The sequence below is a fragment of the Embleya sp. NPDC025285 genome, from assembly GCF_055558835.1.
Window position 1 is genome coordinate 58923 of sequence record NZ_JBVHLU010000055.1, and the last position, 14546, is coordinate 73468.

Below are 14546 nucleotides of genomic sequence, written 5' to 3' on the forward strand. Positions count from 1 at the left end.
CCGCCCCGCGTAATGCCCGTGCCCGACCGGGGCACCGGTCGGGCCGCCCGACCTCGGGGGGTGAGGCTCCGTGCGGGGCGTGACCAGGCTGCCGGGCCGGCTACGGGCGGGTATTGGAGAAAACCGACGTACCCGGGTCGCCGGGCCGAGCCGCCGGCGTGCCGGTCGTCGCGTGCCACCAGGCGGCGGCCCGATCGACCGCGAGTCGGTCCGCCCAGACGTCCTCGGGGTCGTCGGGCATCAGCAGTTCGGGAATCGTCAACCGCTGCTCGGGCTCCACTTCCCGCGACAACTCCCGCGCCGCGTCCGCGATCTCGCCCGGATCCGTCCCGGACCACTCGGCCAGACCCGCGTCCACGCCCTGGCCCCTCCGGACCAAATACGTGTCGTAGGGGTCGAATCCCGCCGTCAGGACGGCCGCCCGGGCCGATGACATCCCGGTCGCGGCGGCGAACGCGGCGACCGAACGGTGTGGCCACCGCGCCGTTCCCCGGTCGTGATGCAGGCGCAACAGCGCGGCGATCCGGGCCATGCCGCCCCAGCCGGCGCAGACCCGCTCGGTGACGATCGCCCCGAACGGCGCCGCGCCGAACCGGCCGTCGGGTTCGTACTCCAGCACCGAAACGATCTTGCCGCGCGGCGCACGCGAACGCTGGAGCACGATCGCGCAACCGCGTACGGTGCGGCACACGGTGTCCTGCTCGGGTGGGTACCCGGAGTCCACCTCGACCTCCAGCACCCGCCAGCGACCGCCGGGGTCCCCCAGTTCCGGTACCGCCCAGATCCGCAGGTGGTCGCGGGCGAGTTCGCGTTGGTGCTCGAGGCTCCCGGAGCCGGGGATCAGCGCGAGCCGCAACGCCCGATTGCCGAGCCGGCCCAACGTCCTCTCCCAGCCCAGGGCGTCGACCAGGTGCACCGTCTGCGGCGGCACGTCGACGGTCGGGTCGGCGCACACGGTCGCGACCCGAACGACGCGCTCGAACATGTCCTGCATCGAGGTGTAGTACCGCGCCCGCAGGTCGCCCGCGTCGGCCCGCGGATGGGGCCGGGGCTCGGTACGCAACACCACGGCGGTCGAAGCGGCGTCCCCGGCCGCGGGCCGGTCCAGGTGACGCGCCGCCAGTTCGCGGCATTCGACGGCGGTCCAGACCGTACCGGCGATGCCTTCGAGCAGGCGGTCCGCGCGGATCCCCGGGAGCAGCGGGTCCAGTACTTCGCGCAGCGCCCGATAGGCGTCGGCCACCTCGCGGGACGGGGAGCCGACCTCGATCCGGCGGCCGATCTCGGTGAGTCGGGCGCCGAGTTCGCGGTCCACGGCGGCCAGGATGCGGTCGGCCAGGGCCCGGTCGGCGGCCCGCAGGACCCGCGAGCCGGCCTTGTCGCGGGGGACGAGGTCCGCCCACAGGTGCGCGGGCGGCACGAGTTCGCTACCGGCCGCCCAGCGGTGCCTGCGCCGACCCACGCTGTGCGACCCGGACGAGCCGTGCGGCCGGGATGGGCCCTGGTACCACCGGGCGGTGATCACCCCGTCGGCGTCCGCCAGTTCCCACCACCCGGCCACGGTCCGGCGCAGTGCCCGGACCCGCTCGCCACCGACCGGGACGAAGGTCGAGCAATCGGCCGGCCGGGGTTCCTTCGGGCCGATCCGGACCGCGGTGAGCAGGCCGGCCTCGAAGCGGTGGCGGTGCGTGGCGACGACGGAGGAGCCCCCGGTCTTGGGGAGCCGGACGCGCAGCGGGCCGGCCACCCGGCGTCGGGCGTCGAAGACCAGCGCGCGCATGCCACCGATCACCGCGAACCCGGCGCGTGCGTCGGCGTTCTCCCCGTCCACGAGATCCACGGGGTGGACGTCGTCACCGGAGTCGAACCCGGTGAAGCGGTCGAGCGCCCGGTGTCCCAGTTCGTCGACGAGTCCGGCGCGCCAGGTGCGCGCGAGCAGCGCGGCCGGGTCGGTGCCCAGCAACTCGCCGACCGGCGGGCCCGCCGCCGGGTGCGCGTCGACCAGCCGGGCCGGACCCAACAGGTCCAGGTAGTACACCGCCTCGTGCAGCGCGGGCAGGCTGCCGGCCCGGACCGCGGCGACCCAGGTGTGCAGGGCTTCGAGCAGCACGTCCAGCAGGCCGGGCGAGGCCAGGGCCGCGTCGACGGCCTCGGGGCGGGTGCGCAGCAGCGCGAAGACCGGGCAACCCAGCGCGAGCAGGTCGGCCCGCCGATCCAGGACCGCGTCCCGCAGCAGCGGCCGAAATCTCGGGTCGGCGCACACGGCGGCGAGTCCGCCCCGACGCTTGCGCAGGTCCAACCACGGCGCGAGACGAAGCGCGACGTCGGCTGGCGGGTCGGCCACCGGCACACCGGCGTCGAGCGCGGCGTCCAGCAGATCCAGGTCCACGTCCCGGTCCGGCAAGGTGCCCCGGCGCTTGACCTCGACCGCCGCCAGGACGTCGGCGACCTCGCCGGCCGCGCGCAGTCGCCCGGCCAACTCGCGCAGGGCCTCCCGATCCCGCCCGGTGATCCGACGCCCTGTCAGCTTCCCCAACAGTTCCCGCAGTTCCTCACCGGCCGGGCACCGGTCCGGCGCGCCCGGCGCACCCGTGTCCTTGTCGTCCATGGCCGTCCCCCGTCGTTCGTTTCGATGCGATCGCGTCCCGGTTCCGCGTCCCCGAGCCGCGGTCACGTTTGTACCAGCACGGTCCGCCGGCCGTCGGGCTCGAACCCGGCCCGCCGGAGGCCGAGAGCCTGCTCGACGGCCTGGGCATCGGCCTGCTCCCGGACCTGCGCGGCCCGATCGAGGGCACCGCCCGCCCGTGGCCCGAACTGCCCTCGGGCGTGTGCGTGCACCCGCTGCCCGTCACCCCGGCGCCGAGCACCGGCGCGACGGCCTGCCCGGAACCCTTCGGTGCGGTCGAATTCGGCCGCTGGTATGCCGAGTCGGCCGTGCATTACGCCGACCTCCCGGCCGAGGCCGTGCACCTCCCGGCCGCCCCGAGTTGCCCGCCCCACGCTGATCCACTGCACCGCCGGCAGGGACCGCACCGGCATCGTGATCGCCGCCGTGCTCGAACTCCGGGGCGCGACCGCAGAATCGATCACCGGTCGGCGCGACCGCCGAATCGATCACCGCCGACTACACCCGCGCCGAGGACGCGCTGCCCGCGCTCCGGGCCGGCAACGGCATAGCCGTTCCCGGCCTCGACCACGCCGCGATGCCCGCGGTCATCCAGCGTGCGCCGGCTGCCGCCATGCGCACGTGCCCGAGCGAACCGGGCACCACTCGGGGTGGTTTCACCAGCCTGCTCGCCGCGTTCGGGCGTCACGGTCGAGCACATCGCGGCCGTGCGCGAGCGGCTGCGCGTCGACTCGTCCGGTCACCGAACCCATCCCGCCCACCGCGCCACCGCGCCACCGGGCGCCCTCGCCGTCGAGGGCGCCCTTTCGCGTGCCCGGCGCCGGGATCAATCGTGGTCTGCGGGGTCCGCGGCGGTGCCGGCGGTGCCGGCGGTCGCGGTGGCGTACGCCGCCGGGTCGGCGGCCAGGTCGCGGATCAGGGTGAGGGCGTAGGACTCGATGGCGGTGACCAAATCGACCTCGGTGGGGTCGAGCAGCCATTGCAGTTGCAGGCCGTCCATCGTGGCGAGCAGCTCGGCGGCCTTGTGCGCCGGGTCGATCTCGGCGCGGATCTCGCCGGTGGCCTGGGCATCGGTGATGATCCGCGCGACCAGTGCGCGCAGTCGCCGATAGCGCTGCACGAAGTAGTCGTGGGCGGGATCCTCCGGGTCCAGGTTCTCCATGGTCAGCACCGCCAACAGGCGCGCGAGACCCGGTTCGCGCCGATTGCGATGCGCGGAGGCGGGCAGCTCCCGGATCGCCCGCAGGCCACCGACGGCCACCGACTCCTGGGCGAACTCGATGCTCTGCGCGCCGCGGCGCTCGATCACCGCCTGCAACAGGCCCTCCTTGCTGCCGAAGTAGTACAGCAGGGCGGGCTGGGTGATCCCGGCGCGGGCCGCGACCTCGGCCAGCCCGGTGCCGCGAAAGCCGCTGCGGGCGAAGAGTTCGCTCGCGATGGTCACCAGTTCCTCGCGCCGGCGCGCGCCGCGCTCGCTTCGCCCCGGGCCGCGGCGGGGCTGGGGGCTCTGCCGGGACGGCTTCCCGCGACCCTCGTCATCTCCGCGTGTTCTCTCAGTCACGGTGAGCACCCTAGCATTTTTATCTAGTGGTTAGTAAAAAACGGGGTTAGGGTGTGGTCCGCCGAGCGGCGGTCCGGGGGTCCCCGCCGTTCGGGATCCGGGAGTCCCGCGTGCGATGCCGGGAACCGAGGGTCGAGAAATCGGGAGGACACGCGCGATGCGAGACACGTTCGCGAACCGTCGTTGGCAGGGCCAGTGGCTCTGGACGGAGCACGGCGCGGTGGGGGCGCCACCACCCGAGAACCCGATGAACGGATCCCTCGACCCCGAGCGATTCGACCGCCGGGTGTTGTTCCGGCGCACCTTCGAACTGACCGAGATTCCCCGGCTCGCGCCGTTCCGGATCAGTTCCGACTCCCGGCACGTGCTCTACGTCAACGGCGTCGAACTGACCCGGGGCCCGATCCGGCACGGCGCGCGGCGGCTGTACTACGACGTCGGCGACGCGGCGGCGGCACTGCGCCCCGGGCGCAACGTGATCGCGGTCCTGGTCCGGTTCTACGGCCACCGCACCGCGTGGTGGGCGCCCTCCCCGACCACCTACACTCTCGGCGGCGGCGCGCTGGTCGCCGAGTTCGGCGTCGGCACGGACACCTGGATCGCCACCGACACGTCCTGGCGCTGCCTCGAATCGCACGCCTGGACACCGTGCGCGCCGCAGTCCACCGTCTCCCCACAGATCCCCGAGATCCTGGACGGCCGACGGCTCGACCCGGCCTGGAAGGGCGCCGAGTTCGACGACGAACACTGGCCCGCGGCAACGGTGTTGCCCGCCTCGCACGTGGGCAGCGCGGGCGCCACCCGGCCGCCCGCCGAGCCGTACGGCGCACTGCTGCCCAACCCGCTGTCCAAGCCCGGCGGTTCGATCCGCGAGCCCGCCTCCTTCGTTACCGCCACACCGACCGCGACCGCGCGTCCGCAGGGCCCGCTCGGCTTCACGGACATACACGCCGCCCTGGCCGAGGCACTCGCCGAGATCCGCCCCGAGGCCCGGCCCGACCGCCTGCCCGACGCGGGCGACGCACCCGCGCCCCCGTCGTTGGCGCTGGCGGCCGGATACCGGTTGGTGGTCGCCGACTTCGGCATGATGGTCAGCGGCACGCTGCGGATCGACCTCGAAGCAGCCCCGGACACCCTGCTGTTCGGCGCGCTCACCGAGTCGCCGACCCTGGCCGCGCTCGCCGGCGCGGCGCTGTTCGCCTACACCGCTCGCGGCGGCGACGGCGAGCGGTTCGAACTCGGAGATCCGGCGGGTGGACGGTACATCGTGCTCGTCGTCTGCGGCACCGGCCCGACCCGGATCGCGCCGACCGTTGCCGAGCGGCTGCGCCCGCGCCCACCGGGCCCGTACTTCGCCTGCTCGGACCCGCTGTTGGAGGAGATCCACCGGGTGGGTCTGCGCACCGTGGACCTGACCGCGCACGACGCCTACATCGACTGCCCCAGTCGCGAACAGCGGGCCTGGACCGGCGACGCGGTCGTGCACCAGTCGGTCGACCTGGTCAACAACGCCGACTGGAGCCTGGCCCGGCATCAGCCGCTGCTCACCGCGACCCCGCGGGTGGACGGCCTGCTGCCGATGGCGGTCGCGGGCGACGCCGGCGATCCGGACCTGGTCACCATTCCGGACTGGTCGCTGCACTGGGTGCGTTCGGTGCACAACCTCTACCGCTACACCGGCGACCGGGCGCTGGTCGCCCGGCTGTTGCCCACCGCGGAGGCGGTGCTCGACTGGTTCACCGCCTTCCTCGGCCCGGACGGCCTGGCCCGGGACGTCACCGGATGGGTCCTGATCGACTGGTCGCCCGTACAGGTCGAGGGGACCAGCGCGGCACTGAACGCGCTGTGGGCGCGCGCCCTGGGCGACTTCGCCGAGATGGCCGACTGGCTCGGCGACGCCAACCGGGCCGCGTGGGCCCGCGGTCTGCACGACGCGGTGCGCGCCGGCTTCGAGATCTTCTGGGATCACCAACGCGGCGGCTATCGCGATCACGCGGTCCGGGACGTGGTGCGGCCCGCGATGAGCGAGCACACCACCGCCGCGGCCGTCTGCGCGGGCCTGGTCCCGGCCGAACGCGCGGACCGGGTACGGGATTTCCTGCTCGACCGCGAGGCGATGTTCACCCTCGCCCCGGTCGCCGCGCACGGTGGCGACGCGGACGGCGCACCGACCGGACACGAGGTCGCGCTCTTCGTGCCGCCCGCGGTGACCTGGGACGTCAGCGGTCGGGTCGTCGGCGCCCAGCCCTTCTTCCGTTACGTCGTGCACGACGCGCTGGCCCTGCTCGGCGCCGCCGACACGCTCACCGGGCTGTACCGCGACTGGGAGCGCCTGCTGGCCACCGGTCCCACCGCGTGGCGGGAGACCTGGGAGGGCGGCACCTACTGCCACGGCTGGTCCTCCACGCCCAGCCGCGACCTGCTGGTGTACACGCTCGGCGTCACCCCGGCCGAACCCGGCTACGCCAAGGTCCGCGTCGCCCCGCGACCGGGCGGGCTGGACTGGGTCGAGGGCGTGGTACCCACCCCGCACGGGCCGGTCCACGTCCGCGTCGAGGGCACCCGCGTACACGTGCGATCCCCGGCCCCCGTCGTGCTCGTGGCCCGGGACGGCAGCGTCGCCGAGCATCCCGCGGGCACGTTCGACGCGCTCCTGGAGGCCCCCCGGCCGAGCGCCCGGCCCGGGGCATGAATCGCGGTCGGCCATGACCACCGCCACCCCGCACACCCCGCCCGGACTGGTCAAGCCCTGCCCTGCCAAGCCCTGATCCCGCTGCTCCGCTCGGCTTCCTTCCCTGCTCCGCTTCCTGCCCTGCTCCGCTCCCCGATCGGCGCCCGGCGCCGCATACCCCTGGAGTGCCTCGTGCAGCAACAACTCGGTGTGGCCGCTCTGTTGAGCGATTCCGCGCTGCGCTTCCCGGACCACGTCGCCGTCGTCGAGGGCGAAACCCGGGTCACCTACCGGCAGTTGTGGGACGACGTGCTGCGCTGCGCGGCGGCGCTGCGCGCACGCGGCGTCCGGCCGGGCGATCGGGTCGCGCTGATGTTGCCGAACATCGCGCTGTTCCCGCGCGTGTACTACGCGATCATCGCGGCCGGCGCCTCGGTCGTGCCGATCCACGCGCTGCTCGTCGCGGACGAGGTCGAGTTCGTCCTGCGGCACAGCGGTTCGGTGCTCGCGGTGAGCGGCGGGCCGCTGTGGCCGACCGCGCTGGCCGCCGCCGAAGCGGCCGGCATACCCGTGCTGGAGGCCGACCACGAGCAGCCCGGCGAGCCGTCGGCCGCCGCGCATCCGACCGCGGCCGACGACATCGCGGCCATCCTGTACACCAGCGGCACCACGGGTCGGCCCAAGGGCGCCAGGCTGACCCACCTCAACCTCGTGCTGAACGCCACCGTCTGCGCTCAGGACCTGCACGAACTCGGCCCCGAAGACGTCGTGTTGGGCTGCCTGCCGCTGTTCCACAGCTACGGCCAGACCTGCGCGATGAACGCCGCGCTGCGCGCCGGTGCCACGCTGGTCCTGATGCCGCGCTTCGACCCGGCCGACGCGCTCGACCTGATCGTCCGCGAGGGGGTGAGCGTCTTCATGGGCGTGCCGACCATGTTCCACGCGCTCGCCGAGGCGGCGAGCGGGCGCACCATGCCGAGCCTGCGCCTGGCGGTGTCCGGCGGCGCGGCCCTTCCGGTCGCCGTGCTGGAACGCTTCGAGACGGCGTTCGGCGCGCATGTGTTCGAGGGGTACGGACTCACCGAGACGTCCCCAGCGGCGACCTTCAATCAGCGCGTGCTCGGCCGCCGGCCCGGGACGGTCGGGCACGCCATCCGCGGCGTGGAGGTGGCGGTGGCCGCCGCCGACGTGGAGGCGCGCATCGACCTGCTGCCGGTCGGAACGGTCGGTGAGGTGGTGATCCGCGGTCACAACGTCTTCGCGGGCTACCTCGACGACCCGGAGGCGACCGCGGCGGCGATCGTGGACGGCTGGTTCCGCACCGGCGACCTCGGCGTGGTCGACGAGGACGGGTTCCTGTCCATCGTCGACCGCAAGAAGGACCTGGTCATCCGGGGCGGCTACAACGTCTATCCCCGCGAGGTCGAGGAGGTGTTGGCCCGCCACCCGGCGATCGCCCAGGTCGCGGTGTACGGGGCCGCGCACGAGGCGCTCGGCGAGGAGGTACACGCCGCCGTCGTGCTGCGCCCCGCGCCGACGGGCACACCGGCGCCCACCCCCGAGGAATTGATCGCCTGGTCCCGCGAGCACCTCGGGCGGCACAAGTACCCACGCGTGATCCGCCCGGTCGACGCACTCCCGCTCGGCCCCACCGGCAAGATCCTCAAGCGAGCCCTGCGCGAGTCCCTCCCGGCAGCCGCCGGCAACGCGGAGCACTGACCGCCGGTTCGCGCACGGCAACGACGGGGCCGGCTCGATCCGAATACCGGCCGCCAACTGCGGCCTGGCCACGGTGCCGATGGGTACCGGCCCCAAGGGCCTGCCCACCGCCGTGCAACTCGTCGGCCGCCCCGCCGGCGAACCCCTCTTGCTCGCGATCGCCGCCCAACTCCAACGAGCCAACCCCTGGCCCCGGCACGCCCCGGCGTACAGCACACCCCGACCCCGCCCACCGGATGCGGTGGGCGGGGTCGGGGTCCGCCGGGCGGGCCGGACGGAAGGAAGGTCGGGAGCGGCCACTCACCGGCGTCCCGACCTTCCGATCAGGTGGGCTACTTGAGCCCGTTGTCGACCGCGGTCATCAACACCCCGGTATCTCCGCTCATCTCCCAGAGCATCGCGCCCAGGAGGTTCTTTGTACGGAGCCAGGCCGTCTTCTTGCCGATGGACCACGTGTCGTCGAAGGTCCACCACTGGCCGTTGTTGCCGGTGTAGCCATAGGTCGAGACCGATTGTTCGTCGTGGTAGACGGTCAGGTTCGGTACCGACGCGACCAGGTTGGCGTAGCCCCTGGTGCCGGCTTCCTCCGGGAACTGGCCCGGTGCGGCCCCGTTGGCGGCCTGCCATTCGCCGTGCGCCCCGCCGTCCGTGACCTGTTGCCAGCCACGGCCGTAGAAGGCCAGCCCGAGCACGAGCTTGCGCGGGTCGACACCCTGGTCCAGGTAGTACTGGACGGTGGATTCCACGCTGAACTTGGTCGGGTACGGGTCACCCGCGTCGACGTACAGGTTGCCCTGGTTGCCGGTGCGGTTGGGTTCCCAACTGTTGTCGCTGCCGGAACCGTGGAAGTCGTAGCCCTGCACGTTGGCGAAGTCCATGTAGTCGAACACGCCGGGCGTGCCGTCGTTCGTGGTGATGTCCCAACCGGCGTCGATCTTGCCGGGGTCGGCCGGGGTGAACGCGGTGAGCAGGTACTTCTTGCCGGTGGTCGCGGTCAGCGCCTCCATCTGCCTGCGGAACTCGGCCATCAGCAGGGTGAGGTTGTTCTTGTCGGCGGTCGAGATGTGGTTGCCGGCGTGGCCCTCGGCGCCGGGCCACTCCCAGTCGATGTCGAACCCGTCGAAGACGCCGGCCGCGACACCGGTGCCGCCGCGTCCGTTGGTCACCGGCAGGTTGCCCTTGAGGTACATGTCCACGCAGGACTTCACGAACTTCTGCCGCGACGCGTCGGTCTTGGCGGCGTCCGAGAAGTACTTGCTGTACGTCCAGCCGCCGATCGAGATCAGCGACTTCAACTTCGGGTACTTGGCCTTGAGTTGAAGAAGCTGGTTGTAGCTTCCGGCGAGCGGCTGGTTCCAGGTGTCCGCGGTCCCGTTGACGGACTCGCCCGCACCGACCGAGCGTTCGTAGTCGGCCCAGGAATCGCCCGCGCCGTCGCCCTGGTTGGGATCCTGGGGCCCCGGGAGGGTGGCTCGGGTGACTCCGTTCATGCAGGTCAGGTTGGTCGGATCGATGTTGGAGAAGGCGTAGTTGAGGTGGGTCAGCTTGGCCGCGGCACCGGAGGTGTCCAGCGACTTCATCGTGTAGGCGCGTCCGTAGATGCCCCACTGCACGAAGTAGCCCACGCGCACGTAGTCGTTGCCGGGGGTGCCCCCACCGGTGGTCTTGACCGTCAGCGGCGCACTGGCCGGGCCGGTCTGGTCGATGGTGTCCCGGGCGACCACCGTGTACGTGTACGTGGTGTTCGCGGTCAGACCGGTGTCCCCGTAGGTGGTGGTGGTCACCGTCGCGATCCTGGTCGCGCCCCGGTAGACGTCGTAGTTCTTGATGCCGTGATCATCGGTCGCCGCCGCCCAGTTGATCGTCAGCGAGGTGTCGGTGACCGCGCTCGCCGTCGGCGTGCCCGGCGCGGTCGGTGGGGTGTCCGGGCCGCCCGTGGGCCTGGTGCGCAGCGTGCCCGTGGGCCCGGCGGGCCCGGTCTGGCCGATCGTGTCCCGGGCGACGACCTTGTACACGTAGGCGGTGTCGGCGGTCAGCCCGGTGTCGGTGTAGGCGGTGCCGGCGGTCGTGCCGACCACGGTGTTGCCTCGGTAGACGTCGTAGTTCTGGATGCCCTTGTCGTCGGTGGCCGCCGCCCAGCTCAGCGAGATCGAGTCGACGGTGGTCGCGGTCGCGGTGGGCTGCCCGGGGGCGCTCGGCGGGTTGTCCGTCGGCGGCGCGCCGTCGCAGGGACCGCCGTTCACCTTGCAGTTGCTCGGACTTCCCGGTCCGCTGCCGACGAAGCCGAACTTGACGCCGGCGCCGGGCGCGAGCGAGCCGTTGTACTCCCGGTTCTTCGCGGTGATCCGCGTTCCGGATTTGGTGATGAGCGTGTCCCAGTACGCACCCACGCTGGTGCCGGTGGGGAAGTCCCACTCGACGGTCCAGCCCGTGATCGTGGCGGTACCGGTGTTCTTGATCGTCCACTCCGCCTGGAAGCCACTGCCCCAGTCGGAGGTCTTGACGAATGCGGCGGTCGCGCCCGCGGCGGCCTGCGCGGGCGCGGCCGACAGGCCGACCATCGCGGCGAGCGGGAGCAGCAGGGCCGCGAAGATCGCGACGAACCTCTTGCCCGGCTTGGTGCGTTTGGTGCGCCTCACGGTTCCGATGGCCATGGGTGCTCCTGGATTTGGGATCCGATGGAGAACCTGCGCCCCACAATGAGCCGGGATGTCCGGCTCACACAGTAGAGCGAGCGTAGTGAAGGTCTGGACCAATAATCAAGGTCTAGACCAGTAGGGATCAGCGCGGACCGGGATCGATCGGAATGCACTCACCGACGCGGCAATTCCGGCTGGACACAGGGCCGTTGATCGATTCGGCACACGCCCGCGACCGAATCGGATCGCCCGCGCGACCGACTGCCACCCCGCCGTCCCTGTCGCCACGGGGGCACCACCACCCCCGTCGATCCCGACGGCCCCACCGTCGCCGAACGCCGCCCCGACGGCTGCCGTTTCGTTGGCCGCATTCGGTGTTCGACAGGCCTTCACGCAAAATGTGATTTGTGACATGGTACATGTCACGCAGCGGCCCGGACGCTCCCCTTCCGGTCCGCTACGGCACCAACTGCCTTGCCACCGTTGGGCTTTGCGGTGAGGCAGGTACCAGGACCACACTCGCGCCGACTCCGAAGTCCCAGATCGGGGCCGACGTCGAACCGCTCATGCCGTGGCACCACCCCCATCGGAGGCGCGCGTGCGCGCGACCTCTGTTCCGCAAGGAGACGGTCTTTGCGAACCAAACCGGCACGACAGGGACTTCGCCGCATCGCGGTGGTCACCATCTCGCTCGCCATGGGCTTCGGGTTGTTCACCCAGCCCGGATCGGCCGCCCCCTCCGATCCGGCTGCGACGACGTCGACAGCCCAGGCGACCTCCACCTCCGCTTCCACCTCCGGCCCGTCGGCCGGCACCGCCCCCAGCGCATCGGCCGACCGAACCACGCACACCCAGGGCAAACCGCTTGCGGTACCCGACCAACCGCCGCTGTCCGCGAGCGCGCCGGACAGCGCCCGGCGCGACTACGGCGACCCGTCGAGCGCCGTACTGCCGGCTCGCCCGTCCATGGCCGGCGAGCGACGCGCCGCAGCGGCCTGCACGGTCGCCGACTTCGCGAGCCGCACCGGCGCCGCGCTCGTCCAGCAGATCAAGGCGTCGACCACGGACTGTGTCAACACGCTGTTCACGGTCACCGGGCCCGACGCCGCCTCGATCTTCCGTGAGGCGCAGATGACCACGGTCGCCTACGCCCTGCGCGACCTCGCCGGCTCCTATCCGGGCAACGGCAGCACCGGCGCCCCGCAGATCGTGCTCTTCCTGCGGGCCGGCTACTACGTGCACTGGTACAACGAATCCACCGTCGGCACCTACGGCCCCACGTTGCAGACCGCCATCCGGTCCGGTCTGGACGCCTTCTACGCCAACGCACACTCCTCCGACGTCACCGACGCCAACGGCGAGACATTGGCCGAGGCCGTCACCCTGATCGACAGCGCCCAGGAGAACGCCCGCTACCTGTCCGTGGTCAAGCGCCTGTTGGCGGGCTACAACAGCTCGTACGACGCGTCCTGGTGGATGAAGGCCGCGGTCAACAACGTCTTCACCGTGCTCTTCCGGGGCCACCAGGTTCCCGAGTTCGTCACCGCGGTGCAGGCCGACCAGAGCGTCATCGACGCGGTCGACAGATTCGCGACCGCGCACCGCGACCTGCTCGGGACCGACCGCGCGTACCTGACCACCAACGCGGGTCGCGAACTGGTCCGGTTCGTCCAGTATCCGACCCTCCAGGCCAAGGTGCGCCCGATGGTGCGCACGCACCTGGCGGCCACCTCGATCACCGGGCCGACCGCGCCGCTGTGGGTCGCACTGGCCTCGGGAACGGACTACTACGACAAGGCACAGTGTGCCTATTACAACACCTGCAACCTCCAGGCCCGACTGACCGCGGCCGTGCTGACCGTGGACTACACGTGCAGTACGAGCATCCGCATCCGCGCGCAGGAGATGACCCCGGCCAACCTCACCGCCGCGTGCACCAGCCTGCGCAACCAGGACGCCTACTTCCACGGCGTGGTCGCGGACAACGGCCCGGTGGCAGGCGATCTCAACACCAAGATCGAGGTCGTGGTCTTCGACTCCAGCACCGACTACCAGACCTACGCCGGCGCGATCTTCGGCATCGACACCAACAACGGCGGCATGTACCTGGAGGGCGACCCGAGCGCGGCCGGCAACCAGCCGCGCTTCATCGCCTACGAGGCCGAGTGGACGCGCCCCGCGTTCGAGATCTGGAACCTCAACCACGAGTACACGCACTACCTCGACGGCCGCTTCGACATGGCCGGCGACTTCGACGCCGGCGTCAGCACCCCGACCATCTGGTGGATCGAGGGCTTCGCGGAGTACGTCTCCTACTCCTACCGCAACCTGCCCTACGACGCGGCGATCACCGAGGCGGGCAAGCACACCTACGCGCTGAGCACGGTCTTCGACACCACCTACTCCCACGACACGACCCGCATCTACCGCTGGGGCTACCTCGCGGTGCGGTACATGCTGCAAAAGCACCCCGCGGACGTCACCCGGCTGCTGGGCTACTACCGCGCGGGCGACTGGACCGGCGCCCGCACGTTCCTGACGAGCACCATCGGCAACCGCTACGACAGCGACTGGTACACGTGGCTGGCCGCCTGCGCGGCCGGCGAGTGCGGCGGCGGAACTCCCGCCAACCGGCCGCCGGTGGCGCAGTTCACCAGTGCCGTCAACGGCACCTCGGTCGCCTTCACCGACACCTCCACCGACCCCGACGGCACCATCGCCACCCGCGCCTGGGACTTCGGCGACGGCACCACCTCGACCGCGATCAACCCGACCAAGACCTACGCCGCCGGCACCTACGCCGTACGATTGACCGTGACCGACAACGGGGGCGCCACCGCGACCGTCACCCACAACGTCACGGTCACCGGCGGCGGCACCGCCGAGTGCACCGATCCCGACATCCGCGCCCTGGCCAAGAACTGCCGGCGCAGCGCGCTGTCCGCGGCGACGGGTGGAAACGACAAGCTCTACTTCTACATCTACATCCCGGCGGGTACCGCCCGCCTGAACATCACCACCGCCGGCGGCACCGGCAACGCCGATCTCTACTACAACAGCACCGTGTGGGCCACGAACACCGCCTACACCGCCAAGTCCACCCAGAGCACAAACGCCGAGACGCTGACCATCACGGCGCCGCACGAGGGGTACCACTACATCACCCTGCACGCGAAGCAGACCTTCGCCGGCACATCGGTCACCACGACCTTCTGACCGACACCACCGAGCGACAGCACAGCGCCACACCGTGCGGCGGGGGGGGGGGGGGGGGGGGGGGGGGGGGGGGGGGGGGGGGGGGGGGGAGGGAAGGGGGGGGGGGGGGGGGAG

The 14546-nt window shown here is 71.9% G+C and carries 7 protein-coding genes and 1 pseudogene; 4 read left to right on the forward strand and 4 right to left on the reverse strand.

Features of this window, described 5'->3' with window-relative positions:
* Nucleotides 1-100: 100 nt before the first annotated feature.
* Nucleotides 101-2608, reverse strand: a complete 2508-nt coding sequence (locus ACZ4FV_RS31190) for a hypothetical protein (protein WP_402230937.1) — start codon at nucleotides 2606-2608, stop codon at nucleotides 101-103.
* 312 nt (nucleotides 2609-2920) lie between these two features.
* On the opposite strand from ACZ4FV_RS31190, the pseudogene ACZ4FV_RS31195 reads away from it, so the two are divergent.
* Nucleotides 2921-3076: pseudogene (locus ACZ4FV_RS31195) on the forward strand (tyrosine-protein phosphatase); the annotation flags it as partial.
* Nucleotides 3077-3086: 10 nt separating this feature from the next.
* Here the strand turns inward: ACZ4FV_RS31195 and ACZ4FV_RS31200 are convergent.
* Both ACZ4FV_RS31200 and ACZ4FV_RS31205 read right to left on the reverse strand, forming a co-directional pair.
* Nucleotides 3087-3314, reverse strand: coding sequence for a hypothetical protein (locus ACZ4FV_RS31200; protein WP_465323816.1), 228 nt, complete (start codon nucleotides 3312-3314; stop codon nucleotides 3087-3089).
* 138 nt (nucleotides 3315-3452) lie between these two features.
* Nucleotides 3453-4187, reverse strand: a complete 735-nt coding sequence (locus ACZ4FV_RS31205; protein WP_402230939.1) for a TetR/AcrR family transcriptional regulator — start codon at nucleotides 4185-4187, stop codon at nucleotides 3453-3455.
* A gap of 157 nt (nucleotides 4188-4344) precedes the next feature.
* Here ACZ4FV_RS31205 and ACZ4FV_RS31210 point away from each other — a divergent pair, with 157 nt between their 5' ends.
* Complete coding sequence (locus ACZ4FV_RS31210) at nucleotides 4345-6879, forward strand: alpha-L-rhamnosidase-related protein (protein WP_402230942.1); 2535 nt, start codon at nucleotides 4345-4347, stop codon at nucleotides 6877-6879.
* A gap of 171 nt (nucleotides 6880-7050) precedes the next feature.
* Nucleotides 7051-8577 (forward strand): long-chain-fatty-acid--CoA ligase, encoded by a 1527-nt coding sequence (locus tag ACZ4FV_RS31215; protein WP_402230944.1) that lies wholly within the window; start codon nucleotides 7051-7053, stop codon nucleotides 8575-8577.
* Between the two features lie 332 nt (nucleotides 8578-8909).
* Here ACZ4FV_RS31215 and ACZ4FV_RS31220 read toward each other — a convergent pair whose 3' ends face one another.
* A complete protein-coding gene (locus ACZ4FV_RS31220; protein ID WP_465323814.1) occupies nucleotides 8910-11231 on the reverse strand; it encodes a glycosyl hydrolase family 18 protein in 2322 nt (773 codons plus the stop codon).
* 618 nt (nucleotides 11232-11849) lie between these two features.
* On the opposite strand from ACZ4FV_RS31220, the gene ACZ4FV_RS31225 reads away from it, so the two are divergent.
* Nucleotides 11850-14432, forward strand: coding sequence for a collagenase (locus tag ACZ4FV_RS31225; protein WP_395858629.1), 2583 nt, complete (start codon nucleotides 11850-11852; stop codon nucleotides 14430-14432).
* Nucleotides 14433-14546: the final 114 nt, after the last annotated feature.

Excerpts from the sequence above, each read along its gene's own strand:
- ACZ4FV_RS31220 (WP_465323814.1), bottom strand. The coding sequence starts at position 11,231 with ATGGCCATCGGAACCGTGAGGCGCACCAAACGCACCAAGCCGGGCAAG.
- ACZ4FV_RS31190 (WP_402230937.1), bottom strand. The coding sequence starts at position 2,608 with ATGGACGACAAGGACACGGGTGCGCCGGGCGCGCCGGACCGGTGCCCG.
- ACZ4FV_RS31210 (WP_402230942.1), top strand. The coding sequence starts at position 4,345 with ATGCGAGACACGTTCGCGAACCGTCGTTGGCAGGGCCAGTGGCTCTGG.